Source organism: Jiangella aurantiaca (genome assembly GCF_004349105.1).
Taxonomy (GTDB): domain Bacteria; phylum Actinomycetota; class Actinomycetes; order Jiangellales; family Jiangellaceae; genus Jiangella; species Jiangella aurantiaca.
Window position 1 is genome coordinate 1 of sequence record NZ_SMLB01000025.1, and the last position, 26,279, is coordinate 26,279.

General features: G+C 69.9%; 28 protein-coding genes, 3 tRNA genes and 2 pseudogenes. 18 read left to right on the forward strand and 15 right to left on the reverse strand.

The window, feature by feature from the left end:
- The 3 genes from E1262_RS30935 to E1262_RS31745 form a co-directional block, all read left to right on the forward strand.
- Positions 1-1,793, forward strand: a 1,793-nt coding sequence (locus tag E1262_RS30935) for an RHS repeat-associated core domain-containing protein (protein WP_203453973.1), incomplete at its 5' end; no start/stop codon positions are given.
- 517 nt (positions 1,794-2,310) lie between these two features.
- The gene (locus E1262_RS30940) at positions 2,311-3,618 is read left to right on the forward strand and encodes a hypothetical protein (RefSeq protein WP_203453974.1); all 1,308 of its coding nucleotides are present in this window, start codon (positions 2,311-2,313) and stop codon (positions 3,616-3,618) included.
- 254 nt (positions 3,619-3,872) lie between these two features.
- Positions 3,873-4,007: a hypothetical protein gene (locus E1262_RS31745; protein ID WP_275261783.1), complete on the forward strand. Its 135-nt coding sequence runs from the start codon at positions 3,873-3,875 to the stop codon at positions 4,005-4,007.
- 348 nt (positions 4,008-4,355) lie between these two features.
- On the opposite strand, the gene E1262_RS17560 is transcribed toward E1262_RS31745, so the two are convergent.
- Positions 4,356-4,428, reverse strand: a tRNA-Lys gene (locus E1262_RS17560).
- A 120-nt stretch (positions 4,429-4,548) separates the two neighbouring features.
- On the opposite strand from E1262_RS17560, the gene E1262_RS17565 reads away from it, so the two are divergent.
- Together E1262_RS17565 and E1262_RS17570 are read left to right on the forward strand one after the other, a co-directional pair.
- The gene (locus E1262_RS17565) at positions 4,549-4,863 is read left to right on the forward strand and encodes a DUF3467 domain-containing protein (RefSeq protein WP_119659902.1); all 315 of its coding nucleotides are present in this window, start codon (positions 4,549-4,551) and stop codon (positions 4,861-4,863) included.
- A gap of 5 nt (positions 4,864-4,868) precedes the next feature.
- Positions 4,869-5,246, forward strand: a complete 378-nt coding sequence (locus E1262_RS17570) for a DUF3592 domain-containing protein (protein WP_132104440.1) — start codon at positions 4,869-4,871, stop codon at positions 5,244-5,246.
- A 62-nt stretch (positions 5,247-5,308) separates the two neighbouring features.
- On the opposite strand, the gene E1262_RS17575 is transcribed toward E1262_RS17570, so the two are convergent.
- Both E1262_RS17575 and E1262_RS17580 read right to left on the reverse strand, forming a co-directional pair.
- Entirely contained in the window at positions 5,309-5,482 is a 174-nt protein-coding gene (locus tag E1262_RS17575; RefSeq protein ID WP_132104441.1) for a CsbD family protein, read from the reverse strand.
- A 53-nt stretch (positions 5,483-5,535) separates the two neighbouring features.
- Positions 5,536-6,012 carry a MarR family winged helix-turn-helix transcriptional regulator gene (locus tag E1262_RS17580; RefSeq protein ID WP_132104442.1) on the reverse strand — a complete coding sequence of 159 codons (477 nt, stop codon included), beginning with the start codon at positions 6,010-6,012 and terminating at the stop codon, positions 5,536-5,538.
- A gap of 100 nt (positions 6,013-6,112) precedes the next feature.
- Between E1262_RS17580 and E1262_RS17585 the strand changes: the two genes are divergently transcribed.
- Complete coding sequence (locus E1262_RS17585) at positions 6,113-6,670, forward strand: YceI family protein (RefSeq protein ID WP_132104443.1); 558 nt, start codon at positions 6,113-6,115, stop codon at positions 6,668-6,670.
- Between the two features lie 175 nt (positions 6,671-6,845).
- Positions 6,846-8,462 carry an exo-alpha-sialidase gene (locus tag E1262_RS17590; protein ID WP_162605962.1) on the forward strand — a complete coding sequence of 539 codons (1,617 nt, stop codon included), beginning with the start codon at positions 6,846-6,848 and terminating at the stop codon, positions 8,460-8,462.
- 58 nt (positions 8,463-8,520) lie between these two features.
- Here the strand turns inward: E1262_RS17590 and E1262_RS17595 are convergent.
- The 3 genes from E1262_RS17595 to E1262_RS17605 form a co-directional block, all read right to left on the reverse strand.
- A tRNA-His gene (locus E1262_RS17595) sits at positions 8,521-8,596 on the reverse strand.
- A gap of 66 nt (positions 8,597-8,662) precedes the next feature.
- The gene (gene orn, locus E1262_RS17600) at positions 8,663-9,283 is read right to left on the reverse strand and encodes an oligoribonuclease (RefSeq protein ID WP_132104508.1); all 621 of its coding nucleotides are present in this window, start codon (positions 9,281-9,283) and stop codon (positions 8,663-8,665) included.
- A gap of 101 nt (positions 9,284-9,384) precedes the next feature.
- Complete coding sequence (locus tag E1262_RS17605; RefSeq protein WP_132104445.1) at positions 9,385-10,275, reverse strand: hypothetical protein; 891 nt, start codon at positions 10,273-10,275, stop codon at positions 9,385-9,387.
- Positions 10,276-10,397: 122 nt separating this feature from the next.
- Here E1262_RS17605 and aztD point away from each other — a divergent pair, with 122 nt between their 5' ends.
- The 3 genes from aztD to E1262_RS17620 all read left to right on the forward strand — a co-directional run bounded on the left by aztD (position 10,398) and on the right by E1262_RS17620 (position 13,250).
- Positions 10,398-11,630, forward strand: coding sequence for a zinc metallochaperone AztD (aztD, locus tag E1262_RS17610; protein WP_132104446.1), 1,233 nt, complete (start codon positions 10,398-10,400; stop codon positions 11,628-11,630).
- A 12-nt stretch (positions 11,631-11,642) separates the two neighbouring features.
- Positions 11,643-12,314 (forward strand): FxLYD domain-containing protein, encoded by a 672-nt coding sequence (locus E1262_RS17615; RefSeq protein ID WP_132104447.1) that lies wholly within the window; start codon positions 11,643-11,645, stop codon positions 12,312-12,314.
- A 90-nt stretch (positions 12,315-12,404) separates the two neighbouring features.
- On the forward strand, positions 12,405-13,250 hold the full coding sequence (locus tag E1262_RS17620; RefSeq protein ID WP_132104448.1) for a phosphatidylinositol-specific phospholipase C/glycerophosphodiester phosphodiesterase family protein: 846 nt from the start codon (positions 12,405-12,407) through the stop codon (positions 13,248-13,250).
- Here the strand turns inward: E1262_RS17620 and E1262_RS17625 are convergent.
- Positions 13,247-13,786: an SAM-dependent methyltransferase gene (locus E1262_RS17625; protein ID WP_132104449.1), complete on the reverse strand. Its 540-nt coding sequence runs from the start codon at positions 13,784-13,786 to the stop codon at positions 13,247-13,249. The genes E1262_RS17620 and E1262_RS17625 overlap by 4 nt on opposite strands.
- 87 nt (positions 13,787-13,873) lie before the next feature.
- Here E1262_RS17625 and E1262_RS17630 point away from each other — a divergent pair, with 87 nt between their 5' ends.
- From E1262_RS17630 to E1262_RS17645, 4 genes are all read left to right on the forward strand, one after another.
- Positions 13,874-14,425, forward strand: coding sequence for a hypothetical protein (locus E1262_RS17630; protein ID WP_132104450.1), 552 nt, complete (start codon positions 13,874-13,876; stop codon positions 14,423-14,425).
- A 70-nt stretch (positions 14,426-14,495) separates the two neighbouring features.
- A complete protein-coding gene (locus tag E1262_RS17635; protein WP_132104451.1) occupies positions 14,496-14,690 on the forward strand; it encodes a hypothetical protein in 195 nt (64 codons plus the stop codon).
- 223 nt (positions 14,691-14,913) lie between these two features.
- A complete protein-coding gene (locus E1262_RS17640; RefSeq protein WP_132104452.1) occupies positions 14,914-15,738 on the forward strand; it encodes an SDR family oxidoreductase in 825 nt (274 codons plus the stop codon).
- 95 nt (positions 15,739-15,833) lie between these two features.
- Positions 15,834-17,276: a hypothetical protein gene (locus tag E1262_RS17645; protein ID WP_203453976.1), complete on the forward strand. Its 1,443-nt coding sequence runs from the start codon at positions 15,834-15,836 to the stop codon at positions 17,274-17,276.
- A 23-nt stretch (positions 17,277-17,299) separates the two neighbouring features.
- On the opposite strand, the gene E1262_RS17650 is transcribed toward E1262_RS17645, so the two are convergent.
- Entirely contained in the window at positions 17,300-18,067 is a 768-nt protein-coding gene (locus E1262_RS17650; protein ID WP_132104453.1) for a hypothetical protein, read from the reverse strand.
- Positions 18,068-18,490: 423 nt separating this feature from the next.
- Here E1262_RS17650 and E1262_RS30945 point away from each other — a divergent pair.
- Together E1262_RS30945 and E1262_RS17655 are read left to right on the forward strand one after the other, a co-directional pair.
- Positions 18,491-18,664, forward strand: a pseudogene (locus tag E1262_RS30945) (hypothetical protein); the annotation flags it as partial.
- 73 nt (positions 18,665-18,737) lie between these two features.
- Positions 18,738-19,004, forward strand: coding sequence for a hypothetical protein (locus E1262_RS17655; protein ID WP_203453978.1), 267 nt, complete (start codon positions 18,738-18,740; stop codon positions 19,002-19,004).
- A gap of 270 nt (positions 19,005-19,274) precedes the next feature.
- Here E1262_RS17655 and E1262_RS17660 read toward each other — a convergent pair whose 3' ends face one another.
- Complete coding sequence (locus E1262_RS17660; RefSeq protein ID WP_132104455.1) at positions 19,275-19,664, reverse strand: VOC family protein; 390 nt, start codon at positions 19,662-19,664, stop codon at positions 19,275-19,277.
- A gap of 1,346 nt (positions 19,665-21,010) precedes the next feature.
- On the opposite strand from E1262_RS17660, the pseudogene E1262_RS32140 reads away from it, so the two are divergent.
- Positions 21,011-21,064: pseudogene (locus E1262_RS32140) on the forward strand (hypothetical protein); the annotation flags it as partial.
- 224 nt (positions 21,065-21,288) lie between these two features.
- On the opposite strand, the gene E1262_RS17675 reads toward E1262_RS32140, so the two are convergent.
- Positions 21,289-21,362 (reverse strand) — tRNA-Arg (locus E1262_RS17675).
- 31 nt (positions 21,363-21,393) lie between these two features.
- The gene (locus tag E1262_RS17680) at positions 21,394-21,939 is read right to left on the reverse strand and encodes a YbaK/EbsC family protein (RefSeq protein WP_203453982.1); all 546 of its coding nucleotides are present in this window, start codon (positions 21,937-21,939) and stop codon (positions 21,394-21,396) included.
- A gap of 37 nt (positions 21,940-21,976) precedes the next feature.
- Here E1262_RS17680 and E1262_RS17685 point away from each other — a divergent pair, with 37 nt between their 5' ends.
- On the forward strand, positions 21,977-22,726 hold the full coding sequence (locus E1262_RS17685) for an NUDIX hydrolase (RefSeq protein WP_162605963.1): 750 nt from the start codon (positions 21,977-21,979) through the stop codon (positions 22,724-22,726).
- Here E1262_RS17685 and E1262_RS17690 read toward each other — a convergent pair.
- From E1262_RS17690 to E1262_RS17705, 4 genes are read right to left on the reverse strand one after another with little or no spacing between them, the layout of a single operon-like run.
- Positions 22,677-23,933, reverse strand: a complete 1,257-nt coding sequence (locus tag E1262_RS17690) for an MFS transporter (protein ID WP_162605964.1) — start codon at positions 23,931-23,933, stop codon at positions 22,677-22,679. The two genes, E1262_RS17685 and E1262_RS17690, sit on opposite strands and share 50 nt — an antisense overlap.
- Entirely contained in the window at positions 23,930-24,604 is a 675-nt protein-coding gene (locus tag E1262_RS17695; RefSeq protein ID WP_132104459.1) for a winged helix-turn-helix domain-containing protein, read from the reverse strand. Before E1262_RS17695 ends, E1262_RS17690 begins: the two co-directional genes overlap by 4 nt.
- A 60-nt stretch (positions 24,605-24,664) precedes the next feature.
- On the reverse strand, positions 24,665-25,579 hold the full coding sequence (locus tag E1262_RS17700; RefSeq protein ID WP_132104460.1) for a class I SAM-dependent methyltransferase: 915 nt from the start codon (positions 25,577-25,579) through the stop codon (positions 24,665-24,667).
- Between the two features lie 41 nt (positions 25,580-25,620).
- On the reverse strand, positions 25,621-26,142 hold the full coding sequence (locus E1262_RS17705; protein ID WP_132104461.1) for a YbhB/YbcL family Raf kinase inhibitor-like protein: 522 nt from the start codon (positions 26,140-26,142) through the stop codon (positions 25,621-25,623).
- Positions 26,143-26,279 lie beyond the last annotated feature (137 nt).

The window sequence follows — 26,279 nt, forward strand, 5'->3', positions numbered from 1 at the left end:
GCACCCTGGTCGCCTCGCACGTCATCGGCTACGACGCCAACGGCAACCGCACGTCCGACGTCGCCCGCACGATGGACGCCGACAACCACGGCACCTACCTGGACCGCACCTACGCGTACACGTTCGACCCGCGCGACCGGGTCGCCGGCGTGGAGAAGACCGACACCTCCACCGGCTCCGTCCTGTCCACCGAGACCTACGTGCACGACGCCGCCTCCAACGTGATCTCCCAGACCGTCGCTGGCGTGACCACGTCGTTCCTCTACGACCGCAACCGGCTGCTCACCGCGACCTCGGCCGGCGTGGTCGGCACCTACAACTACGACCCGTTCGGCCGCCTGGACACCGTCACCAGCGCCGGCCTGGTCATCGAGCGGTACACCTACGACGGGTTCGACCGCGTCGCCACCCACCGGTCCCTGGAGTCCGACGGGTCCAGTTCGACGACGGCGTACGCGTACGACCCGATGGACCGGACCGCATCGCGCACCTCCGACGCCGGCACAGCGGGTGCGGAGATCACCGAGTTCTCCTACCTCGGGCTGTCCGGCGAGGTGCTGTCCGAGGAGGTCGCCGGGCAGATCCAGACCTCCTACCAGTACTCGCCGTGGGGTCAGCGGCTCTCCCAGATCAAATACACCACCGACACCGGCGGGTCGGTGGAGGAGGACTCCTACTACGGGTACAACCCGCACACCGACGTCGAAACCCTCACCGACACCACCGGCAACACCCGCGCCACCTACGGCTACACCGCCTACGGCAAGGACGACGACACCCAGTTCACCGGCGCCGACGCGCCCGATCCCGGCGACCCCGGCGCGGAGCCGTACAACGTGTACCGGTTCAACGCCAAACGATTCGACCCCGCCTCCGACAGCTACGACATGGGATTCCGGGACTACTCACCGGGCCTGAACCGGTTCCTCACCCGCGACAACTACAACGGCGCCCTCGCCGACCTCAACCTCGGCCTCAGTCCCTGGACCATGAACCGCTACGCCTACGCCGGCGGCAACCCACTCGGATTCGTCGAACTCGACGGCCACCGCCCCGTCGCGATCGACGGCGGCGGCATCAGCACACCACCCACCGATACATCAGAGAGCACAGAACTCCCAGGAGTCGCGCCGCTCGCCGGCAACCCCACGGACAGCGGTGCACCCTCGCCTGGCGGAACGCATAGCACATATTCTGCTCCGTGGGCGGGTGTGCGAACACCGCTGGACTACTACTTCCTGACTGCAACCGCCATGACCTCCTATGGTGCAGGCGGTGAGATACGGTCGTTCCGGCAAGCGCAGAACACCGTTCGGGACATGTTCGATCGAGGTAGCGCACGTGCACGCGGCCTGGCGGACCGCATCGACGAACTCATGGCGCAGGTCGATCGAACTGGCGCGGCAGGCGAGGCACTCCGCGGCGTCGGCATCCTCGGCGCGCTTAGCTCCGCCGGAACCACCGCCATCACGCAATGGCAAAATGATGCCAACGACCCATCGCTGTCCACCGCCGACCGCATTGCGAGGACTACAGTCAGAACGACTCTCGTGGCCGGTATCGGTGGCGCCGGCGCCGTTGCCGGCGCTGGCGTTTGTGGCGTCATCAGCGGGGGCCTCCTCGCAGCAGGCTGCGGCGTGGCTGGCGCCGAGGCTGGGGCCTGGCTTGGGGATCAGGTAGCCAATTGGGCCGTACCCTTGGTACCTAGCGCGATTGACAGTGTCCAGGGCATTGTGGGAGGGGCAGGAGACGTCGCTGCTGACGTAGGGTCGTTCTTGAATCCATTTGACTGACAACAGAACGGGACGGGAATGCTTGCCGGAGACTCGGCGCTCTTTATTGGCGCTCTGCCCTTCTTGTTCCTCGGCGTTGGTTTGCGTATCGGACACTTCCGCAAGGTCGCCTGGATATATTTTGACCTAACTTGGCCAGCGATATTCCGGAATGGAATCTTCGCTTCGCTGCCAACAGGAGTTGTTATTCTCTGTGGATACGTATTGAGCCTTCCTGGGCAGCAGAATAGCGGCAGCTTCGAGAACACCCCGTTTCAGAATCTTGTTCTGCTCGCCCTGCTGGCATCCTTAGCCCTGCTGTTTATCACCTTCTTTCGCCCTCCCAAGTTCTTGAAGCCAAAGTGGATCCGTGAGGCCGATCGAGAGATAACAGCCGACCCATCCGGTTGGCGATCAAGAGCGGAGATCTTGCGCGGCCTACGCCGCAGGAATTGATGGCGATCGGTGCACCCTGGTCGCCTCGCACGTCATCGGCTACGACGCCAACGGCAACCGCACGTCCGACGTCGCCCGCACGATGGACGCCGACAACCACGGCACCTACCTGGACCGCACCTACGCGTACACGTTCGACCCGCGCGACCGGGTCGCCGGCGTGGAGAAGACCGACACCTCCACCGGCTCCGTCCTGTCCACCGAGACCTACGTGCACGACGCCGCCTCCAACGTGATCTCCCAGACCGTCGCTGGCGTGACCACGTCGTTCCTCTACGACCGCAACCGGCTGCTCACCGCGACCTCGGCCGGCGTGGTCGGCACCTACAACTACGACCCGTTCGGCCGCCTGGACACCGTCACCAGCGCCGGCCTGGTCATCGAGCGGTACACCTACGACGGGTTCGACCGCGTCGCCACCCACCGGTCCCTGGAGTCCGACGGGTCCAGTTCGACGACGGCGTACGCGTACGACCCGATGGACCGGACCGCATCGCGCACCTCCGACGCCGGCACAGCGGGTGCGGAGATCACCGAGTTCTCCTACCTCGGGCTGTCCGGCGAGGTGCTGTCCGAGGAGGTCGCCGGGCAGATCCAGACCTCCTACCAGTACTCGCCGTGGGGTCAGCGGCTCTCCCAGATCAAATACACCACCGACACCGGCGGGTCGGTGGAGGAGGACTCCTACTACGGGTACAACCCGCACACCGACGTCGAAACCCTCACCGACACCACCGGCAACACCCGCGCCACCTACGGCTACACCGCCTACGGCAAGGACGACGACACCCAGTTCACCGGCGCCGACGCGCCCGATCCCGGCGACCCCGGCGCGGAGCCGTACAACGTGTACCGGTTCAACGCCAAACGATTCGACTCCGCCTCGTCGACGCCCAGGCCGCGCAGGCCGCCGTCACGGCCGCCGCCGAGGAGCTGCGCCGCCGCGGCATCGCGCACGAGCTTGAGCACGTGCGGGTGCGCCTCGACGAGCCCGCCCAGCCGCTGCCCAGCTGGACCGACTTCCAGCCGACGCTGCCCGACGGCGACTGATGAGAACGTTCGGCAGCTGGTCCTCCTGGGAAGACGCGGGTGCAGCCCTGACCGGGCGGCTGCCCGACGGCGACCTCGACCGGTTGGCCGACGAGCAGGGCCGCAACCGCCTCGCGGTCTTCCTCGACGCCGCCCGCCGCCTCGACCCGGCCCGCGCCGTCGGCGCCGATCCCACGCCGGCGGGCCTGACCTAGGTGATGGCCTGGCGGGCGGCCGTCGGGAGCGCGGCGAGCTGGTGGAGGTGCGCCGCCTGGAGGTCGGCGATGCGGTCCATCAATGCGCGATCGGCGGCGATGCTCGTGTCCAGCTCGCGGCGCCGCTCGACGACGCCCTGAGGTAGACCGGGTAGCGCTCCTGTCAAGCCTCCAGATGGGGCCAAATCAAACCGACACAACATTCGGCACCCCGACCGATGGGGCCGAATCAAACCGTCAGGTGGGGGCCAAATCAAGCCGCCAAAGCCAGCCATCCCCACAGACACAGGCAGAACCGCTTACATCAAGCCGATCTTGCTGAGATCACCTCACTGATGGTGACGAGAAACACGTCGAGATCGACCTGACCAGAGACGGCGTCTCAAAGGTCAGGTGCCCCATGACGCCGTACTTTGAGCGCAACATCTCCGACCACATCGTCAAGCGGGCCAGTCGTCGCTGGAACTTGCGATACGGCATGCGGGCCGCCTTCACGCTCGTGGTGAGTGCGTACTCGGTGTCCGGCGCCGTCTAGATCGGTCGACACGGGATCGATGGCTTGCTGTGGCCAGTCGAGGTGCTGGGAAGCGTGGCGTTCGTCGCTGTCGCGCGTAGTCTCGCCGAAATCGATCGGTACGTGCCTCGGGGCCGGCTGGGCGTCATCATCTATCCGATCTCGCGGCGAGGTTCGCTCGAACAGATACACCAGGCAGATCGCGACGTGGACCGCAGTCGCTGGCGCCGTTGTCGGTACGCTGCTGACAGCCGCTGGCCAACTGCTCGCGGGCCAGCCAATCCGGGGGGGAAGTGGGGGATCCGGCCCCGAGGACGACGAAGCGGCGGCCCCATACTGGGCTCCGCCGCTGGTCAGACCCGGTGTGAGTGCGCCATCAGGGACTCGAACCCCGAACCCGCTGATTAAGAGTCAGCTGCTCTGCCAATTGAGCTAATGGCGCAACGACGCTGAAGCTTACCATCGCCGTTCTCCAGAGCTGAAATCGAGCGCTGACCAGGTACGACTGCGCCGTCAGCGAAGCAGCACCGGAGGGTCACCCCGCTATGGCAGGGTAGAACGTATGGCCAACCCGCCCGAACGCCGTGAGTACGACATCGACATCCCGGCCGAGGTGGAGCCCGGCACGTACGCCGACTTCGCCTCCATCTGGCACACCGCCGACTCCTTCGTCCTCGACTTCGCCGTCCTGAAGCGCCCGCCGAAACCGTCCGTCGCCGAGGACGGGAGCCGCGTGCTGAAGGTGCCAACCCGAGTGGTGACGCGCGTGCGGGTGCCACCGAGCCAGGTCTTCGAGATCATGAAGGGCCTGGAGAAGCAGTTGTCCATGTGGGAGCGCAGCCACGGCGTCAAGCGCCGGGCGCCGGAAGACTCCTAACGCGCGTGGGCAATCTCCTGCGCATCGTCATCGGCCTGGCCGGGCTGGTCGCGGCGGCCTGGTCCGCCTCGCGGACGCTGCGGATGCGCCGTCACGGGCGTCCGGCCGACGCCGTCGTCACGGAGTCGACCCTGCACCACCGGACGGGCGGGCAGGGGCAGCGGACCAGCCGCTGGGTCTCGATGGTCAGGTTCCAGGACGAGGACGGCGCCGAACGGACGTCGCTCCTGCCCGGACGGTTCACCGTCGGCGAGACGGTCCGGATCCTGTACCTGCCGGACGGCTCGGAGCGGGTCGCGCGGGCCGGCAAGGCGTCGTTCCAGGAGACGTTCATGATCCTCGGCGCCACTGCCGGCGGCATCGCGCTCACGCTATTGATCTGAGCCGGACGTACGCCCGCCCCCGCTGGGCGTGTCGGGCGGGGACGGACGGGTCTGGCGCGGCGTCAGCCCTTGAAGGCGTCCTTGACCTTCTCGCCGGCCTGCTTGAGATCGGACTTCGACTGCTCGGCCTTGCCTTCGGTCTCAGTCTTCTCGTCGTCGGTGACCTTGCCGAGCGCCTCTTTGGCCTCGCCCTTGGCCTTCTCGGCGGCGTTCTTCATCTTGTCGTCGCCACCCATGGGTGATACCTCCCTCGTGTGCCCTGGTCGGCCTGTACCCCAGGGTCGCCTGACTATTCGGAGGGACAGACGTCGGTCGCCTCGACGCGGGCGATGACGCGGTCGGCGATGGACGTGAGCGCCTTGACGTCGTCGCCGGTGAGGACGTCGAAGAACTGCCGGCGGACGGCGTCGACGTGCGACGGCGCGGCGGCCTCGATGGCCGCCCGGCCCTCGGGGGTCAGGACGATGAACGCGCCGCGGCCGTCGGACGTGCACTCCTCGCGGCCGATGAGAGCGCGCTTCTCCATGCGGCTGAGGTGGTGCGACAGCCGGCTCTTCTCCCAGCGCATCGCCCGGGCCAGCTCGGACACCCGCAGCCGGGCGTCCTCGACGTCGGTAAGGTGCACGAGCACCTCGAAGTCCTGCATCGACAGCATCGACGCGGTCTGCATCTGACGGCTCAGGGCGGCACCGAGGACCGTGTTCATGCGCAGATAGGCCCGCCAGGCATGCTGCTCGTGGTCGTCGAGCCACCGTGTCTCTGCCATGCCAAAGAGTCTACGGAATAGTTGACACGTCATCCAAGTTCGATAATCTGTGACGCGTCAACAAAGTTGACCACAGACCCCTCGGCAAGGAGCAGTGAACATGACCACGACGACCGACCTGAACCAGCTCACCGGCGACTACACGCTGGACGTGGCGCACACGCGGCTCGGTTTCGTCGCCCGGCACGCGATGGTGACCAAGGTGCGCGGCGCCTTCAACGAGTTCGACGGCACGGCCCACATCGACGGCAGCGACCCGAGCCAGTCCTCGGTGAAGATCGTCATCAAGACGGCCAGCATCGACACCCGCAACGAGCAGCGCGACGGCCACCTGCGCACCAACGACTTCTTCGAGATCGACACCTACCCAGAGATCACCTTCGCGTCGACCGCGATCGGCCAGAAGGACGAGACGACGTTCCAGGTCACCGGCGACCTCACGATCAAGGACGTCACCAGGTCCGTCACCTTCGACCTGGAGTTCACCGGCGCCGCGACCGACCCGTTCGGCAACCAGCGCGTCGGCTTCGACGGCTCCCTGGTGATCAACCGTAAGGACTGGAACGTCACCTGGAACGCCCCGCTCGAGGCCGGCGGCGTCCTCGTCAGCGAGAAGGTCACGCTGGAGTTCGAGGTCTCGGCCATCAAGCAGGCCTGAGGCCGACTCCGCGGTTCCTCCGACGCCGCGTCCGGACACGTCCGGGCGCGGCGTCTTCTCATGTCTCTGGGGTGCGCACCGTTCCATTGACATGGAACGGTGTGCCGTATTGCATGATCAGCACCCCCGCCCTCGGCCGCCGGCTCTCGCGCCCGCGATCCGGCCTGGAGGAACCATGAGATCCGTTCCGATCGTGCTGGCCGGCGTCGTCGCGTTCGGCGTCGTGAGCAGCCCGGCGAGCGGCACGCCGTCGCCGCCGTCGGCCCCCGTCCCGGACACCGCGGCGAGCGGCCCCAGCTGGTCGCCCGGCACCCCCGACGTCGTGATCGCGCAGGCCGCCCCGGGTAAGAAGCTCCACTTCCCGAACGCCGAGCGGCTGACCGACGGGTCCATCGTCGCGGTCGCACGCGAGGGCGCCGGGCACACCGGCCAGGATGGCCGGCTGCTGATGCTGACCAGCGGCGACGGCGGCAGCACCTGGTCGCCGCCCGAGGTCGTCCACGACAGCCCGTACGACGACCGCGACCCGATGATCACGCAACTCGCCTCCGGCCGGCTGTTGCTGAGCTGGTTCCAGAACGACTACTCCGTCCGCCCGCCGGAGCCCATGGGCACGTTCGTGGCGCACAGCGACGACGGCGGCGAGACGTGGTCCGCGCCGGTCGCGGTGCAGTCGATGCTCAGCGGCGAGTCCGACATCGTCGACACCTACGAGCTGGGCTGGAACGCCAGCCACGGCCAGATCAAGGAGCTGCCCGGCGGCGACCTCGTCGTCCCGCTGTACGGCACGATCCCCGACGACAAGTGGCAGAAGGCGACAGTCGTCCGCAGCACTGACGGCGGCGAGACCTGGTCGGCGTCGACGGAGTCGCTGATCGCGTCGGCGACCGGCACGCACTACCAGGAGCCGGTGCTGACGGTGCTGCCCGGCGGCGTGGTGCACGCGCTGCTTCGCATCGGCACGGCCGCGTCGACGATGGGGGCGGTGTACTCCCAGGAGTCGTGGTCGTACGACGGCGGGCTGACTTGGTCCGCGCCCGCGGCGATCGACCTGGTCACGTCGTCGGCGCACACAGAGGTGCTGAGCAACGGTGACGTGTTCCTCGCCTACGGCGACCTGTCCGGGCACTTCACGGACAAGCGGGGCACGGTGGGCGCCGTGATCCGGTCGCCGCTGTCGCCGTGGAACGGGGCGGCGCGCGAGCTGGTCTGGGACTCCGGGACCGGCGACCAGGCCAACCCCGCCGTCGTCGAGGTGCGTCCCGGGCGGGTGCTCGTCATCGGCTTCGACTCCGCGACCAGCCGGCTCGTCGGCACCTTCGTCGACGTCGCCGAGATCCGGGCGGAGCGGCCCGACCCCCGGCGGGTGGACCTGGGCTCGCTGGTGGCGGCCGGCGAGGCCTCGGTGTCGACGGACATGACGCACGTGCAGGCGGGCCGGCCGGGAGTGGGCGTGCTGGGCGCGATCGACGGCGTCGTCGGCTACTGGGATGCCGCGTGGGCGCCGCGGGCCGCTCCGGCGTCGTACGCCGTCGAGTTCGCCACGCCGCGCCGGCTGAGCGAGGTCGGGGTGGCGCTCAAGCCCGGCTACGCGTCGGCCGCGGTCGTCTCGGTGCGAGGCGGCGACGGCGAATGGCGCGACGTCGGCACGCTGGACTCGGTCGTCCGCTGGGGCGACGACCTCACCTGGTTCGACGCGTTCGGCGTGGCGGACGCCGTGCGCGTGAGCATCACCTCGTCGAACGGCTGGGCCGTGCTCGCGGAGGTCGGTGTCCGCGCCCCGGCCGGCTGAGGTCGTTCGTCGCAGTACAGCGGAACGGCCCCGCCGGGATCGACGGGGCCGTTCTGTGTGGGGTGAGTGACGGGACTTGAACCCGCGACTTCCTGGACCACAACCAGGTGCTCTACCAGCTGAGCTACACCCACCATGCGTCCCCCTGCGGGGCACGGCTGAACAAGTATACGGTGCCCGACGGAGTGGTCGAGAACGGGTTACTCCGGCGCCTTCTCGGGGGCCTCCTCGGCGCGCGCCTCCTTCATGACGGAGACCGCGGCGGCGCGCGAGCTGACGCTGTCGGGGCCGGGCATCGGGACGAACACCGTCCGCCGGTAGTACCGCAGCTCGTCGATGGAGTCCTTGATGTCGCCGAGCGCGCGGTGATTGCCGGTCTTCGTCGGGCTGGCGAAGTAGACGCGCGGATACCAGCGGCGCACCAGCTCCTTGATCGACGACACGTCGATGTTGCGATAGTGCAGCCAGCCCTCGACCTCGGGCAGGTCGCGGGCGAGGAACAAGCGGTCCATGTGGACGGTGTTGCCGGCCAGCTGAGCCTTGGACGGCTCCGGCACGTGCGCCTTGATGTACTGCATGACCAGGGCGTTCGCCTCGTCCATGGTGACGCCGGTGGGGAGCTCGGCGAGCAGGCCGCTGGCGGTGTGCATCTGGCGCACCACATCGTTCATGTGCTCCAGCGCGTCGTCGGGCGGGCGGATGACGACGTCGACGCCGTTGCCGAGGACGTTGAGGTCGGCGTCGGTCACGAGCACGGCCACCTCGATGAGCGCGTCGCGCTGCAGGTCGAGGCCGGTCATCTCGCAGTCGATCCACACCATTCGATCGTTGGTCACGCGGACCACCCTATTGGCACACCGGCGATTCCCCCTTCTCCCTTGTGGAACTCGCCGCCGCCTGGGACCTCGCGGTCGGCGCCCAGCTAGTGTCGCCTGCGCCGACGCCCTCCGGGGCGTTGCCGTGTCTGGTCGGTGGAGTCGTCGGCGGTCCGTTCCGGGCGCGATCGGGACGCCACGAACGACACCAGCGCGATGACGGCCGCCGCCGCCACGACGACCGCGGCGGCCTGCCAGTACGGCCGGCCGTTCACGATCATCACGACGACGGCGACGGCGGTCGCGAGCGATCCGTAGAGGGCCAGTTCGGCGACCGACGGGATCACGACCGGGAGCGGGCGACGGGGGACGGGGTCCGGCTCGGGCAGCGTGTCGGGGGCCGGCCGGACGGCGTCGCTATGGCGGGTGTCGGCGGTCGGCGGCGGCGCGGGGAAAGCCGCGGAGGTCGGCGGCGAAGTGGAGGCCTGACGGGCGGCCCGGCGCGGCCGCGGAGGGGCGTCGGGGAAGGCCGTCCACGGTTCGGCTCCGAGCCGGGTCGGAGCGTCGCCTTCTGCCGGTGTGACCGGCCGGGGGAAGGACCCCGTGCGGTCGGGCGCGGGGTCCGCGGGCTGGGCACGGCGGGCGGCTCGCCGCCCGGCCGCGAACCGCTCGGCCGCACGTCCCCCGGCGGCGGCTCGTTCGGCCGCGCCGCCTGTCGCGGCGGTCCCTTCGGCCGCCGGACCGTCGATCCGCCCGGACTCGCCGCCGCTTCCGACCCGTCCCTCTGCACGGCCGGCCCGTCGGCCCGAGCGCCGGCCCTCCGCCGGCAAGCCGGCGCCAGCCTCGTCCGCCGTGACGCGCTCGTGCGCCACCCCGCCGGCGGCGAGCCGGTCCTCGGCCCCGTCGGGCGGCGCGTCGGCCGGATCGGGCGCGTCGGAGTCGGGCGCGTCCCCGGATCGGCTCGCCGCCCGCCGGCCAGCTTGACGGCGCTTCGCCACCGGCACTCCTCGCAGCGTGGGACGGACGATCGGGTGTGCCGCAGAGCCTAGTCCTCACCGATCGGCGAACCCACCCGAAGCGAACTTGAGGATGAGAACGGTTCTCGTTTATGGTGCCTAACATGACCACACCACGCATTGCCGCCACAACCACGCTCGCCCTGTCGGCGCTGCTCCTCGCCGCCTGCGGCTCCGAGGACTCGCCCGCTCGCGGTCAGAGCACGTCGTCGTCGCAGGCGTTCGGCGCGCGGGAGGTACAGGAGGCCGAGTCGCGGCTGGTCGCGACCTACGACGGCGGCGTGATGGTGATCGACGGGGAGTCGCTGGAAGTCGTCGACACGTTCGAGCTGGACGGCTTCACGCGGGTCAACCCGGCGGGCGACGGCCGGCACGTGCTGGTGTCGGCGGGCAACGCGTTCCGCATCCTCGACACCGGGGCCTGGAGCATCGACCACGGCGACCACCAGCACCACTACGTCGGCGAGCCCGCGCTCACCGACCTCGAGTTCGAGGCCGACCATCCCGGCCACGTCGTCCGGCACGCGGGCGCGACGGTGCTGTTCAGTGACGGCTCCGGGCGCATCGAGATCTTCGAGTCCGACCACCTTGCCGAGGGCCGGCCGGTGACAGAGGTCGTCATGGCCGACCAGCCGCACCACGGGGTGGCCGTGCAGCTGGAGAACGACGAACTGCTCGTCACCCTCGGCGACGAGACGACGCGCACCGGGGCCAAGGTGCTCGACGCCGAGCGCACCGAGATCGCCCGCAACGAGGACTGCCCCGGCGTGCACGGCGAGGCGGTCGCCGACGACGAGACCATCGTCGTCGGGTGCGAGAACGGCGTCCTCGTCTACCGCGACGGCGCGTTCACGAAGATCGCCAGCCCGGACCCGTACGGCCGCATCGGCAACCAGGCGGGGTCCGACGAGTCCACGGTCGTCCTCGGCGACTACAAGGTCGACCCCGACGCGGAGCTGGAGCGGCCCGAGCGGGTGTCGCTCATCGACACGGCGACGAACACGCTCCGGCTGGTCGACCTCGGCGTCAGCTACACGTTCCGCTCGCTCGCCCGCGGCCCGGAGGGCGAGGCGCTGGTGCTCGGCACTGACGGCGCCATCCACGTCATCGACCCGGTGACGGCGCAGGTCACCAGCACGATTCCGGTAATCGACGCGTGGACGGAGCCGCAGGACTGGCAGCAGCCGCGGCCGGCCATCGTCGTCGACGGCGACACCGCCTACGTCACCGATCCGGCGGCCGGCGAGCTGCACGCCGTCGATCTCGCCGGCGGCACCGTCGCCGCCTCGGCGCCGTTGCCGCAGATCCCCAACGAGTTGACCGGCGCAAAGGGGTAGCATTTTGGGCCGATGAGCTTCCAGCCCCTGCCGCCGGCTCCGCCGCCGCCCCCACCGCCGCCGGCCGCACCCCGTCGCCGCTGGGTGTGGCCACTGGTTGCCGTGCTCGCGCTGCTCGCGGGCGCTGGCGCCGGCGTCGCCGTCGGGATGAGCATCGACGACGACGAGTCCTCCCCGGTCGCGCAGGAGACCCCGGCGCCCGAGGATACCAGCGGCGAGACCGGCGGCGAGAACGACGAGGAACTGGAGCAGCTGCGCGAGCGCCTCGAGGAGGTGGAGCAGCAGCGCGACGACCTCAAGCGTCGGCTCGACGAGGCGCGTGCCGAGCTGGACTCGCGCGAGACCGAGCCGCCGGAGGAGGAGTCGCAGGAGTCCGAGCCGACGCCGTTCGAGGGCGAGTTCACCGACGGCGTCTTCACGTTCACGGACGTGCAGGTGCTGCGCGACTTCGCCGGCGACTTCGAGGTCCGGGCGACGGTGACGAACACCGGTGACGAGACCGTCGACTACGTCTCCTGGACGGCGATCGTCCTCTACCAGGGCGAGCCGGTCTCGACGCTGACCACGTCGGCCACCGAGCTGGCCGCCGGCGACTCCGTCGACGCCCAGTTCATCGGCTTCGACGACTACGGCGACTGGGACGCCGTCGAGTTCTCCATCGACTCCGACACCGACCAGACGTAGCCGCGGCCGGTGCAACCGTTCGCATAGACGTCGTCCGGCGGTCGCGAACCGGACATTGACTCGTTGTCAATCGCCGTGACGGTAGCGGTCATGAGCGAACGGTCCCGTTTCCGTCGAATCGTCCGCGCCGTCGTGGCGGTCCCGCTGGCGGCCGCCCTCGGCATCGCCGCCACGGCCGCCGCGCACGCCGTCACCGGCCCCTACGACCCCGCCCACGCCCACAACGACTACGAGCACGAGCGCCCGCTCCTCGACGCGCTCGACCACGGGTTCACCAGTGTCGAGGCCGACGTCTGGCTCGTCGACGGCGAGCTGCTCGTCGCGCACGACGCCTGGGAGGTCCAGCCCGGCCGGACCCTGGAGTCGCTGTACCTCGACCCGCTGCGCGAGATCGTCCACGCCAACGGCGGCTCGGTGTACCCGGGCTGGGACGGCTCGTTGCAGCTGCTCATCGACATCAAGAACACCGGCGAGGCGACGTACGCGGAAGTCGACGCCGCGCTTCGCCGGTACCAGGACATCATGAGCCGGTACGTCGGCGGGCGGGTGCAGGAGGGCGCCGTCACCGCGGTCATCAGCGGCGACCGGCCGCGGGCGACGATGCTCGCGCAGCGGCTGCGGTTCGCCGGGTACGACGGCCGCCTCGGCGACCTCTCCAGCGGCCTGCCGGCCGGCTTCATGCCGCTGGTCAGCGACAACTGGGGCAACCACTTCACCTGGCGCGGCGTCGGCCCGATCCCGGAGGCCGAGCGGGCCAAGCTGCAGCAGATCGTCGCGACGGCGCACGCCGCCGGGTACCGCGTCCGCTTCTGGGCGACGCCGGACACGCCCGGCCCAGCCCGCGAGGCGATCTGGACCGAGCTGCTCGCCGCCGGCGTCGACCACCTCAACACCGACGACCTCGCCGGCCTGCAGGCGTTCCTCGAGTCGCGCTAACGCCTCACGGCGCTGATCTCCAGCGGCGCGCTGGCCCCGTCCATGATGACGGCGGTCAGCGCGTCGCAGTTTCGGAGGGCCGCTGCGACGAGCGACCCGGTGTCGCGGCCGCCGCCGACGCCGTCGGTGCCGTCGCCGGGCCCGTAGCCGTAGAACAGCCGCAGCCGTCCGCCGGGTCTGAGCAGCGCCGCGAGCGCGTCGACGTTGGCCTTGCGCGGTTGCGTCCAGAACACGTTGACGTTCGACGCGAAGATCAGGTCGAACCGCCCGGGCGGCTCCGGCGCGAGCGTCGTCAGGTCCTGCTGCACGACGGTCACCCGCCCGGCGTCGACGAGGGCCTGGTTGCGCTCGCGGATTCGCCGGACGCCGACGGCGGAGCGGTCCAGCGCCGTGATGTGCCCGTCGCCGGTGAGCAGCGGGCCGATTCCTGCGACGGCGGCGCCCGGTGCCGCGCCCAGCTCGAGAATCCGCTCGGTCCCGGTCAGCTCGAGCCGACGGATCAACCGGGCGATGTGGGCGGGCGGCTGTTCGCTCATGGCGGAGAGTGTGGCAGTCGAACCCTGACAGGGGCGTCAACTGTCGCGATTCGCGATACGGTGCCCGCGAGTGCCCCGGGAGGGATCGTGTCCGCAGCGCGTTCTGGCCCGTTCGCATGGTCGTCGTTCGGTGCCGGCTACCTCGTCGCCTCCGCCGACGACGCCGGCCGTCCGATCGTCGACCTCGTCCTGCCGTCCTCGTCCGACGGGTCGCTGCACTGGGTGGCGGCGTTCGGGCCGGCCGAGGCGCAACTGCTGGCGGACCGGCTGACGGCGCTGGCGGGCGTCGAGCGGTCCGTGCCGCTCGCCGGCGTGCGGGACGGCGTCGCCGCCTTGGAGGCTGCCCTACGCAACCTCGCGGACGACGGCGACGGCAGCGGCGCGGCCGCGGACGCCGCCCTGGGCGCCGTCGACGACCTTCTGCTGCGGTTGTCGCAGCTCCGCGGCGAGCTGTCCGTCGTCGGACAGCCGTCCCCTGGGTCCGCCACGGCGACCGGCCGCGCCGTCATAACCGGACCGACGCGCTCCCGCGCCGCCGACCGCCGCCTCACGACGATGGGTGGCCTTGCCTTGGCGCTCGGTATCGTGGCCGTCTTCTGGGTCGCCCTGGGGGTGCTGCTGTGGGCGCTGCTGCGGTGAGGCTGCGGCGCCTCGGATCCGTGCGCGACTACCTCTGGGCCGCGGTCCCGATCCTCCTGGTCGTCTTCGTGTGGATGTACGGTACTTCTTCCTGGCCTCGATCGGTGAGTTCGACGAGGAGTGCAGCCACAGAACGGGGTACGACGGCGCTCCGCTGGCGGAGATCCGGCACTCCTACCTGCCGATGGAGTACGCCTGCGTCTACGAGGATGGCGCGGTGCGCGAGGCCGTTCCAGGTGAGCTCGACCTCGTTGCCTTCGGCTAGCTGGGCGGTGCCGCCGCGTGCGTCGTTGGTGCTCTCCGGCTCAGCCGCCGGATCGACCGCATGGCGGCGCCGTCGGAACCCTTGGCACGCTGAGGCGCTCCACGGAAGCCGTATTTCGGGCGCCCGAGGTCGCCTCCAGCGTGCCAAGCCATGCCCTCGCCGCCGCTAGCTGGCCGGCGACCCGCACGGCGAACCATCGTGCTGCCAACTATCGTGGCCGGCTGTGAGGATTCTCGTCGTCGGCGGCAGCGGTTTCCTAGGGCATGAGGTCGTGCGACAGTCCCGGGTGGCGGGCCATGACGTCGTCGCGACCCATCTGACGCGGCCAGGAGAGGCCGACGGGGTCGACTGGCGGCCGCTGGACGTGCGCCGCCGGGAGGACGTCGCCGCGCTGACGGACGCGGTCCGCCCGGACGTCGTCATCAACGCGGCGTACCGGCAGGCCGACTGGGCGATCACCGCCGACGGCGCCGCACATGTGGCCCTCGCCGCCGCGGCGACCGGCGCGCGCCTGGTCCACGTCTCCAGCGACGCCGTCTTCTCCGGCGCCGCCGTCCACTACGACGAGACGTGCGTCCCCGATCCGGTCAACCCGTACGGAGCGGCGAAGGCGGCGGCGGAGACCGCGATCAAGGCGATCGTCCCGCAGGGCGTCATCGCCCGGACGTCGCTGATCATCGGCGACGGCGGGTCGCCCCACGAGGCGTTCGTCCACGACCTGGCTGCAGGGCGGCGCGACGGCGTCCTCTTCACCGACGACGTGCGCTGCCCGGTACACGTCGCCGACCTCGCGGCCGCGCTGCTGGAGCTTGCGGCCGCGGACCGGCCGGGCGTCCACCACGTCGCCGGAGCGGACGCCGTCAGCCGGTACGAGCTCGGCCTCCTCATCGCGCGACGAGACGGGCTCGACGAAGCCTCGCTGCCGGCCGGCACGCGGGCCGCCTCCGGGCCGCCCGGTCCGCTCGACGTGCGCCTGGACTGCCGGACGACCCAGAAGCTGCTCCGCACCCGTCTCCGAGGCGCGCAGGAGTTCCTCGCGGCCCGCTGACGGGGCCGGCAGCGGGCCGCTCACCCGCGAGAAATGTCCGATCCCGCGACTATCCTCTGCGGACCAGGGCAGATCGCCAGAGGGGGCGGGTGGACATGACCGAAGAGACCTGGCACGAAGCACGGCTGATCCCGACATCGGGCATCAACGGCGCCGAAGAGCAGGAGCGCCGGGCGACGTCGGCGCTGCTGGCGGTGATGACGGCAGTGCGCGAGTTCGGGCGTGCGCTGACCAAGCCGTTCGGAGCGCCGGCCGGCAACGTCGAGACCTACATCGAGGTGCCGTTCGTCCTGGGCGAGAAGAAGCTGTACCCGGACGGGCTGATCCGGGTCAGCCGCGGTCAGAAGTCCTGGACCGCGCTGGTCGAGGTCAAGACGGGTAGCAACGAGCTGGCGCCTGAGCAACTGGAGAACTACCTCGACATCGCTCGCGGCCAAGGCTTCGACGCGGTCCTGACCATCTCCAACGAGATCCCGGCCATCGCGCGGCAGCACCCGACGAAGGTCGACAAGCGCAAGCAGCACAAGGTGGCGATGCATCACCTGTCGTGGACGAACGTCCTCACCGAGGCGGTGATGCAAAAGGAGTTCCGTGGCATCGCCGATCCGGACCAGGCGTGGATCCTCGGCGAGCTCATCCGCTACCTCGAGCACCCGCGGTCCGGCGCCCTCGAGTTCGACGACATGGGCGAGAACTGGGTCGGGACTCGCAACGCCATCGCGGCCGGAACACTACGGCCGACCGACAAGGGCGTCAGCGAGGTCGCCAACCGCTTCGACGCGCTGCTCCGGTTCGCCAGCCTCCGCCTCGGCCGTCAGCTGGGCACCGAGGTGACCCCGGTGCTGTCGCGCAAGGAGCTCGCCGACCCTTCGCTGCGCACGCAGTCGCTCGTCGACGACCTCGCCGAGCACGGCACGCTCACCGGGGCCATCCGCATCCCCGACGCCGTCGGTGAGCTGGTGGTGACGGCGGATCTGCGGGCCGGCCGCGTCACCTGCCACGTCGACGTCGACGCGCCCAGGGAAGGGCGGCAGACGACCCGGGTCAACTGGCTGGTCCGGCAGCTCAGGAACGCCCCCGCAGATCTCAGGATCGAGGCCTACGTCATGCACGGACGTGGCGCCGGCGCGGCCGAGCTCCTCACGACCGTGCGCGACAACCCCGGCGTGCTGGTCGCCGACCCGGCCAAGGACCTCCGCTCGTTCCGGGTCGCCCAGAGCGTGCCGATGGGCGGCAAGCGCGGCCGTGGCCGCGCCTCCTTCATCGACTCGGTCCTCGCCGCCGTCGACACCTTCTACGGTGAGGTCATCCAGCACCTGAAGGCGTGGTCGGCCGCGCCGCCGCGGCTCCGCCCCGAGCCCGAGACCGTGGAACGCCGCGAGGTGCCGGCCGCCCTGGTCTCGACGGCGCTCTCGTCGCAGGACGGTGCCGAGGCAGTCCCCGCGATGGACGCGGAGGGCGTGCCCGAGCATCAGGACGAGGACGCCGTCGAGACGCCGGCCGACCGGGACGACGCCCCGATCGTCGCCGCGGAGTGACGGCGGCGGTCAACCCCGCGGCCTCAGCGACCAGGCAGCAGCCGGGAGACGAGTGCCTTCGCGCGCGCCCGGATGGTCTCAGTGCGCGACGACGCCAGAGCACCCGGCAACTCCTCCGGCAGCGGCTGTATTGGGTTGTCGCAGTAGATCGTGCCCATGACGTAGAGGTCGCCGAAGACCACCACATCGCCGTCGAACTGCGCCGAACCCTGGGCGACCAACGCCGGGCCGAATTCGTTGATGGCCACGATGCCCGCGTCGTCAGGGGTCGCGGTGTACGCGACCATGCCGGCGATGTTCGCACCGAGACCGACGACGCCCGCGCCGGGACCCACCACGTCGGTGTCGTTGATGCCAACAACTCCGGCTCGACTGGCGTCGATCGTCGAGGCCCGGATGCCCTCGTTGAACTTGCCGCTGGCGGCGATGGCGGCGCCGAAGCCGACTGTGTTGGCGTAGTTGGCGGCGGAGACGCCGTACCCATCCTGAGAGTAGCTGCCGCCGGCGAAGCCGTTGGACCGGGCGGACGTCATCAGAGCGGCGGCGCCCGAGCCCGCATTGTGCACGGCGACCGTGGGCGTCGACGTCGTGGAGCTGACGCCGGTCGAGGCGGAGCCCGAGGTGTTCGAGCGGCCGAGGATGAGCGCCTGGCCGGCCGCGGCCTGCGCCTGTGTGGCGCCGGCGACGCCCAGGACGGCGGCTCCAGCGGCTCCGGTGGCGCCGGCGGCGAGGATACGTCGACGGCTCGGAGGAGTGGTGTTGGTGGTCGCGCGGTCGGTGGTGTCGCCCATGGTCCCCCCTGCGTTCCAGCCCGGCCGCGGGTCGGCGCGGGCACGGTCAGGTAACGGCTGGGACCGTAACAGCCGCCCCATAGGTGGTCAATAGGTATCCGGACCGCAGAGCCAACCGCGGCGCCACCCGCTCATCGTGTCGGTGCGTCCACCGGTGGAGATGTACAAGCCGAAGAGCGAAGAAGCCCCAACGTCGTTTCGTCGTCGACACGGCACGATCGTGGGCCGCTGCCATCACGGATGACGCGCACACGAGCAACGCATCTAGGTTCGCCCGACTCTTCGAAGTGTCGATGCCACGCGTCGTGCCGATCTTCGTCGCCACGCGGCCGCTGGCGGGTGTCGTAGCTGAGGCGTCAGCTCGTCCGACTGTCAACGAACCGTTGACACTAATGGGAGCTTGTCAACATTATGATGACGCCGGTGGAGATCGCGGACAGCGCTCGGAAGCACGGCATCGAGGATGACGACATGCTGCGCGCCATACGGAACCCGTTCCGTTACGTCGAGCAGGAGTACAAGGGCGAGCTGCGGTTGTTGATCCTGGGTGCCGACCGGACCGGGCGCCTGTTGGAGGTGGTCGTCGTGCCAGCTGACTAGCCTCAGCGGGTGATCCACGCCGACCGGATGCGTCCGAAGTTCTACGACTACCTGTGAAGGGGTGATGACGATGGCCAGGACACAGCACAAGACCGACGTTGAGGAGTGGCTGGACACCCTGGACCCGGCGACGACGCCAGCCAAGGACGCCCGACATCTTCGGGAGATCGGCCAGGCCCTCACCAACCTCGAAGATGCTGAGCGTGCGCTGGAGAAGGCGATTGCGGATGCCCGGGCTGCGGGGGACTCGTGGACGGCCATCGGTGCGGTGCTCGGGACTTCCCGTCAGGCCGCTCATCGCAAGTTCGGGCCCAAGGCGGCCGGCAGGCGCTCGTAGCCCCACGGCGGCCGCGATTGGCCACGAAACGCCTGATCACTTCGGTGTGAACGCGGCTACGGCTTGCCACCCAGTGTCATCCGCTCTATACGTGCGGCATGTGCGCACGTAAGTCTGTCATCGGCAGTTGCCGCCAGGCGGTGGTGCTCGTCGTGGTCGCTGACGCTGTGCTGACTCGTCGGTCCTAGCAGCGGACTGCCCGGGTGCAGCTCCCGTCTGCCACGTCCGGCCAGTCCCGTCGCAATGATGCCGGACGTCGAGGTGTGGTGATCAGTTGGCCGCACGGGGCACCCAGCACAGGCAGAATGGGTGGCCAGCGGGGTCGGCGTAAACCTGGACGCCACGAGCGGCTGTGCGATCGTCGGCCGCCTTCAACAGTCGACCACCCAGGCTGATCACTTGTTCGTGGGCAGCGTCGTGGGCGTCGATGCCTTCGAAGTAGAAGTCGAGATGCATTTGCTGAGGAGCACCATCGGGCCAATCTGGCGGCACATGGTTCGGAGCTGACTGGACACCGAGCGCCCAGGTTCCCTCGACCCAGATGGCCCGCCACCGGTCGCCCCACATCTTGACGGTGCCACCCAGGAAGGCGGCCCAGAACGCACTCTCCGCATCGATATCTGCGGCGTCGAAGACGATCATGCGATGTTTGATGTCCATGGCGAGCTAGTGTGACAGCGCGCAGGGCTTGCGACAATGCAGCAGCGGTGACTTGCCTGGCGTTGACTCACTCCAAGGCGTCGTCCTCATAGCTGCCGGTCGTTGGCCGGAGCGCAGGGCGTCAAGGGTGGCGCTCGCGCCATCGCGGAGCGACGTCAAGATGGTTCGCCCTCGTCGACGCAGCGTGACTGTGTCCGCCCGGCCAGGCGAACGATCTTGACGCCCTTGACGCCCGGAGTGGAGGTCAAAGAATGGCTGCGATGAGGGGGCGCCGTCCGGTGACGTGCCTGCGTGGCCTGAGTCGGCGTCGGCCAACTCGTGTGCACGCCCGGTCCGCGCCCGGAACGGCCGCCAGGCCGCATGCCCGGCGCGTGGCCGGGCGTGCTGCGGCGCGCTTGCGCGCCGCCTTGATCGTGAAGAGGCGCATTCGGCAAATCGCCATAGTGACCACGTGTCCTGTCGCGGGTGATCCTTGACAGTCGTGTGTCGGTAGATCCTTGACACTGCCGCCGCGCGCATCGCGGTAGATGAGCGTGTTCGGAGGTCAGTGAGCCCGGCCAATCGCTCCATCGGTCGAAGTAGGCGTGCAGCTCGTCCGCGCCCGGATCCTCCAGCGCGAGCCACTCGGTCGCGGCCTGGTGCATGAGGTCGTGATGATCCGCATGATCTCGGCGTTGGCATCTGGTTCGGTACCCGTCACGCGGCAAGCATCCCTAGGCGCGGGATGCGCCCACTCTCGGCAGATTGGTGCAGTCGTGGCCTGCTCAGCCAGGAATCGGGCCCCAGGGTCCGGGGTCGTCGGTCTGCTTCGGACAACGCGCGCAGCCGATGTAACGGGTGCCGTCCTCGTTCGACTTGGACACCCACTTATGCCACCCGAGCCAGCACCGCAACGACTTTCGTGCCATCGACTCAGCATGCACCCACCGAGCAGCAGGGGCAATGGCAATCCTTTTCTGTCCAGCGAGAAATGCACGCCCGCTCATCGGCAGATCCGTGCGCATCCGGGCGCTTCTAGGCGTCATGTATCAGCTGACACAGATCCGTCAAGTATCAGGTGAGTCAAGGCAGCTATAGTGACCACGGTGATCACGGTTGCGGCATCGGTTTCGGCTGGCTAACGAGTGTGTCCGTGCTCTACACCATGCACGTCTGCCGTTGTGCCTGATCACTGGTGACCGTAAGTTGGCGGCCGTCCAGAGACGTTATCGCCGTTTGTTCGTTGGATCATTTCCTATTGTTCCCCACGGGCAACGGCAAGCCGCTGCGCAACCAGAACTGGCGACGTAGCGCCCTCACGCCGGGGCCTCGCGGCGGCGAAGATCAAGCCGATCACGCCGCACAACCTGCGCGACACCGCGGCCAGTCTCGCCATCGATGCCGGAGCCTCGGTCGTCGCCGTCGCTCGAATGCTGGGCCACGAGGATGCCGCGACGACGCTGCGCCACTACGCGAGCCTGTTCCCCAACGACCTGGGCGACGTGGCCAAGCGCATGAACGCGAAGGCTCGTACCGCCGCGACGGCCGGTCGCAACGACCCGAGGCCGCCCAGTCACCGACCACGTACCGACCAACCGCCGACCCGAGGGGAGGTGTTCATGATCGAGATGTGTTGTGAGCTGGGTGCGCCTGGAGGGACTCGAACCCCCGACCAAGAGCTTAGAAGGCTCCTGCTCTATCCAGCTGAGCTACAGGCGCAGTCGCGGACAGGGACATTGTGACCGAAGGCTCACCCCCGCTGCACAGGCCGGCCAAGACCCTCGACCACCTGCGCCCCCGGCCACGCCGCCAGCACCGCCCCGCGGATCGCCAGCTTGGAGCCGCGCACCCCGCTGCCGACCACCGCGAAGGGTAGCGCGGCCACGGCCGGGTCGACCAGGATCGGCCAGTCGGCCGGCAACCCCAGCGGCGTGATCCCGCCGTACTCCATGCCGGTCGACTCGACGGCGGACGACATCGGCAGGAAGGACGCCTTCCGCACACCGAGCAACTTCCGGACGACGCCGTTCACGTCGGCACGCGTCGTCGCGAGCACCATGCAGGCCGCGACCCGCTCGACGCCCTCGCGCTTGCCGGCCACCACCACACAGTTGGCCGACTCCGCCGGCGACACGTCGTACGCCGCGCAGAACTCGGACGTGTCGGCCAGCGACGGATCGATCGGCGCCACGAAGACCGAGCCGGCGGCGCCGGAGCCCTCGATCGCGGACTTCACCGGGCCGGCCAGCAGGTCCGGCCGGGACAGCGCCGGCTCCGTCGCCAGCCGGCCGATCATCGGAGTCGTCACCCCTCGATGCTACGGTCACGTCTTCGTGGCCCTCTTCCTGCGTCTGCGCGTCTCCGCCTACGTCATCTGCGAGGACGACGACGGGCGCGTCCTGCTCTCGCGCTGGATCGGCTACGACGACGGCCCGCAGTGGTCGCTGGCCGGCGGCGGCCTCGACCCCGTCGAGCACCCGCAGGAGGGCGCGGTGCGGGAGCTGTTCGAGGAGACCGGCTACGCCTGCGAGCTCGACGCGCTCATCGGCGTCGACGCGGAGCACTTCGTCAGCGATCGGCATGTGCCCGACGGGTACGACGGCGTCGACGTCCACGCCGTGCGCATCTTCTACCGCGGGCACGTCACCGGCGGCGAGCTGACGCCCGAGGTCGGCGGCACCAGCGATCTCGCGGCGTGGCTGTCGCGCGAGGAACTGGCGCATCTCCCCGCGGTACCAGGGGTCAAGCTGGGTCTGGCCATGTACGACGACGGCGACGGCGTGCCGGTGGCGCCCCGCGAGCCCAACCCGCCGGTGCCCGACGGCGTCCGCGTCGAGCACCGCGTCGCGGCCTACGGGCGCGGGCCCGACGGCGACGCCGTCGGCGGGCTGCTCGAGCACGGCGCCGACCCGGCCGAGGCGATCCGGGCCGCCTTCGGCGAGCAGCGGGACCTCGACGTCACGGTCGGCCGTCCCCGGGCCGCGACCAGCAGCGTCCACCTGAGCGAGGACGAGACCAGCGCGTGCTGGATCATCAGGCTCGACTACGACGTCCGTCGTTCATCAAGCGGAAGGCCGGGATGACGAATGGGCCCAGAGTCAGCACGAACATCACGACCCCGACAGCGACGAGTGCGGGCCGGACGCCGGCCTGATCGGTGAGCGCGCCCACCAGGACCGGTCCCAGCGGAATGCCGGCCCAGGCGGATGCCTTCACCGCGCCCAGCACCCGGGGCAGCATGTCGACCGGAATGCGCTCGTACTGCACCGCGCCGAGGATCGGATTGATGCCGCCTCCCGCCAGACCACAGCAGGCCGCCGTCACCACGACGGGAAGCAGCGCATCGCTCAGGGCCAGGCTGACGAACAGCGGTGATCCGCTGATCAGGAACCCCACGGCATACACCAGCCACCGATCGACCCGCGGAGCCAGCCAGGCGCCGAGGAGGCTGCCCGCCAGCGAGCCTGTGCCGTAGGCGGCCGCAACCGTGCCGACCGCCGCCACTGGCAGCCCGCTGTCCCGCACCCAGGACGCCAGCAGCACGTTCATGAAGCCGGCGCTGAGCAGGTTCGTGGCGGCGATCATGACCACGAGGGCGCGAAGTACGGGGTCCCTGGCGAGGAAGGACAGGCCGGCGGCGATCCGGCGAAGATACGGCTCGGCAGGATCCGTTGCGGCGCCGACGTCGGCCGGCACCAGGAGCCGGACGAGCAGCGCCGCGAGCACGAACCCGCCGCCGCTGGCCAGCAGGACCAGCGGCGCCGGTGTCACGCTCAGCAGCACCGCGGCCAGTGGCGCGCCGAGCAGGTGGCCGGCCTGGCTGGCGGAGGAGTGCAGCCCCGCCGCACGTTCCAACGACGTCCGGCTGAGTGAGGCGGTGCCTGGGACCAGCGGGGCGCTGCCGCAGTCCGCCCCGCCGCGCAGCGCGCCCACCACGGCGACCACCGCCACCAATGCGCCGTATCCGAGCTGTCCGGCCACGTACAACGTCGGCACGAGGAGCAGCACCAGCCCGGCCACCAGGTTGGCCGACCAGCTGGCCCGGCGAGGGCCGAACCGTTCGACCCACGGCCCGCCGGCCGCCTGCATGGCGACGTACGGGGCCATCTCGGCGAAGACGACAAGGCCGGTCCGGGTGGCGCTGCCCGTGGTGCTGAGCACCAGCCAGGGAATGGCGATCGCGGAGACCGCCGTACAGGTGACCGAGGTCAGGTATGCGATCAGGAGCGCGGCGAGTGGCAGCCGGCGGCTCCGCGTCGCCGCGTCCGTGCGTGCCCGTTTCGCGTTCACCCGGCGGGTTCCGCGCGGGCGGGATGCGGATCCGGTAGCAGCTGGAACTGGAACACCGCTCGCCGCCGCTCCGATCCTTCGGGCGGTCGCGCCTCGTCCGGTCCACCCGGGCCGCGGGCTCGACCCGCCTGGTCGCGGCGATACCGCGCAAGGAGCGCGACGATCTGCTCGGACAGCTCGCGGGCCTCCTCGTGGGTGAGGCTCAGCGACGCCTCACCCAGCTGCCACGGCAGGGTGGTGAGCTCGTCCTGTCGCTCCACCAGCGTGCCGATCCAGGACAGCACCCGTTCGTAGCCGACTTGGGCCACCATGCGCAGGTACTGCTCGGCCACTTCGAGCTGTTCGGTGTCGCCGGCCTGCCCTGGGACCCGGAAGGAGAAGGTCGTCGCCTCGTGGGCGGCTCGCCACCATCGGTCCCGCCGGTTGCCCAGCGACGCTTCCTCCACGATCAGCCCGGCCTGTGCCATGGTCCGCAGGTGATAGCTGGTGACGCCGCTGGACTGGCCGATGCGCTCGCCGAGCCCGGAGGCGGTGGCCGGGCCGTCCTCGCGAAGCAGCCGGAGCAGGGTGAGACGGACCGGATGAGCCAGAGCCCGCACGTTCAGCGGGGTCAGCAGGTCGTGCCGGTCCGGATCGAACCACGACGGCGGCCACGAATGGGAGTGCGCCATGGTGGCCAGACTAGAACTGCAAGCGATTTTTGCAAAGGAGTTCTGCAATTAGCTCGCGTCCTATGGCGTCAGCTGAAACCGCCACACGATCGCCATCGGGCTGCCCTCGTAGGCGGCGTTCGCGGCGTCGGGAATCAGCGGGTGCAGCGACCAGATGCTCGGCGGCGTCCTCGACGGCGTGAGCGGTGGCGCCGCGCCCGGGGCGCCGGGCGGCACGCCGTCGGGATCCACGAAGGGCGACGGGCGCAGCGGCTCCTCGCAATGCCGGACCTCGAAGCCCAGCGGCAGCGCGGCGGACAGATATTCGCTGGCCAGCCTGCTGCGGTTGACCAGGTAACCGGGCCGGCCGTCGGGCCCGGAGACCACGATCGGCAAGCCGACGTCGCCCAGCCTCCCACGCGGATCCGACACCACGAGCGACCCGCCCGGCCGCAGCACCCGCGCGAACTCCGCGAACACCGGCTTCAGGTCTGGGACGTGCGACAGCGCCAGCGCGCACACGACCACGTCGACGTGGTCGTCGGGCAGCGGCAGCGCGGCGAGGTCGCCCTCGACGAACCGGCCCGACGGCACCTTCGTCTGCGCGACCGCCAGCATGTCCGGCGAGCTGTCCACGCCGATCACCGCGTGCCCGAGCTCGGCCAGGTACTCCGCGTGCCGGCCGGTTCCGCAGGCGGCGTCGAGCGCGACGCCCACCGGCAGCTCGTCCAGCAGCGATCGCACCAGCGGACCCTCGATGTCGAGCAATTGGTTGCCCGGCTCGTCGTACGCGGCGGCCCACGACGCGTACGCCTCGGCCGACGTGAGCTCCGCCGCCGCGCCGCCGGAACCCAGCTCGTCGGCGCGGTCGAGGAGCGCGCGGACCTCGGCCAGGCGGGCGGCCACGAACTCCTCGCCGTGCTGACCGGCGAACGCGCGCAGCAGCGCGACGCCCTCGAGGCCGATCAGGTACGCGAGCGGATGCTGATGGATCACCGTCGCAGCCTAGGAACCGGTACGGCGACGCCTCAACGGGTTTAGTGCGAGTAGACCGGCACGACCATGCCGCGCGCCAGCGTGTGGAACGCGAGGTTGAACGAGACGACGGCCGGTGAGGCGTCGCGGTCGACCCCGAGCGTCTCGACGTCGACCGCGTGGATGACGAAGTAGTACCGGTGCGGGACGTCGCCCTGCGGCGGGGCGGAGCCGAAGTACTCCGTCGTGCCGGCGTCGTTCTTCACGGCGAACGCCGGATAGGGCAGCGCGGCGCCGCGGGCGATGGACGTCGTCGTCGCGGGAATGTCGACGACCACCCAGTGCCAGAAACCGCTCGGCGTCGGCGCGTCGGGGTCGAAGCAGGTGAGCGCGTAACTACGGGTGCCGTCGGGTGCGCCGGACCACGACAACTGCGGGGAGAGATTCGCCCCGCCCGCCGCCTCCGAGACGAAGTCCTTGGCGAGCTGCTCGCCGTCGCGGACGTCGTCGCTGGTCAGCGTCATGGACGGAACGGCCGGTAGCAGGGTGTACGGGTCGGGCGGAGTGGGACGGTCGAGCGACATCGAGTCCTCCATCGAAGGCATTCCGGCACGCCCGACGTTAGTGCATCGACTGATCGATGTGACTCGTCATGTGAACGATTGGCATCAATGGGCCCATGGCTCTTGGCCAGGGGCGGTGCGAGAGTGCAAGATTCGCC

What these genes read in the sequence shown, in the direction of transcription:
- E1262_RS30940 (WP_203453974.1), top strand. Translation starts at nt 2,311, where the DNA reads ATGGACGCCGACAACCACGGCACCTACCTGGACCGCACCTACGCGTAC.
- E1262_RS31745 (WP_275261783.1), top strand. Translation starts at nt 3,873, where the DNA reads ATGACGCCGTACTTTGAGCGCAACATCTCCGACCACATCGTCAAGCGG.
- E1262_RS17565 (WP_119659902.1), top strand. Translation starts at nt 4,549, where the DNA reads ATGGCCAACCCGCCCGAACGCCGTGAGTACGACATCGACATCCCGGCC.
- E1262_RS17575 (WP_132104441.1), bottom strand. Translation starts at nt 5,482, where the DNA reads ATGGGTGGCGACGACAAGATGAAGAACGCCGCCGAGAAGGCCAAGGGC.
- E1262_RS17580 (WP_132104442.1), bottom strand. Translation starts at nt 6,012, where the DNA reads ATGGCAGAGACACGGTGGCTCGACGACCACGAGCAGCATGCCTGGCGG.
- E1262_RS17585 (WP_132104443.1), top strand. Translation starts at nt 6,113, where the DNA reads ATGACCACGACGACCGACCTGAACCAGCTCACCGGCGACTACACGCTG.
- E1262_RS17590 (WP_162605962.1), top strand. Translation starts at nt 6,846, where the DNA reads ATGAGATCCGTTCCGATCGTGCTGGCCGGCGTCGTCGCGTTCGGCGTC.
- orn (WP_132104508.1), bottom strand. Translation starts at nt 9,283, where the DNA reads ATGGTGTGGATCGACTGCGAGATGACCGGCCTCGACCTGCAGCGCGAC.
- aztD (WP_132104446.1), top strand. Translation starts at nt 10,398, where the DNA reads ATGACCACACCACGCATTGCCGCCACAACCACGCTCGCCCTGTCGGCG.
- E1262_RS17615 (WP_132104447.1), top strand. Translation starts at nt 11,643, where the DNA reads ATGAGCTTCCAGCCCCTGCCGCCGGCTCCGCCGCCGCCCCCACCGCCG.
- E1262_RS17620 (WP_132104448.1), top strand. Translation starts at nt 12,405, where the DNA reads ATGAGCGAACGGTCCCGTTTCCGTCGAATCGTCCGCGCCGTCGTGGCG.
- E1262_RS17625 (WP_132104449.1), bottom strand. Translation starts at nt 13,786, where the DNA reads ATGAGCGAACAGCCGCCCGCCCACATCGCCCGGTTGATCCGTCGGCTC.
- E1262_RS17645 (WP_203453976.1), top strand. Translation starts at nt 15,834, where the DNA reads ATGACCGAAGAGACCTGGCACGAAGCACGGCTGATCCCGACATCGGGC.
- E1262_RS17650 (WP_132104453.1), bottom strand. Translation starts at nt 18,067, where the DNA reads ATGGGCGACACCACCGACCGCGCGACCACCAACACCACTCCTCCGAGC.
- E1262_RS17655 (WP_203453978.1), top strand. Translation starts at nt 18,738, where the DNA reads ATGGCCAGGACACAGCACAAGACCGACGTTGAGGAGTGGCTGGACACC.
- E1262_RS17660 (WP_132104455.1), bottom strand. Translation starts at nt 19,664, where the DNA reads ATGGACATCAAACATCGCATGATCGTCTTCGACGCCGCAGATATCGAT.
- E1262_RS17680 (WP_203453982.1), bottom strand. Translation starts at nt 21,939, where the DNA reads ATGATCGGCCGGCTGGCGACGGAGCCGGCGCTGTCCCGGCCGGACCTG.
- E1262_RS17695 (WP_132104459.1), bottom strand. Translation starts at nt 24,604, where the DNA reads ATGGCGCACTCCCATTCGTGGCCGCCGTCGTGGTTCGATCCGGACCGG.
- E1262_RS17705 (WP_132104461.1), bottom strand. Translation starts at nt 26,142, where the DNA reads ATGTCGCTCGACCGTCCCACTCCGCCCGACCCGTACACCCTGCTACCG.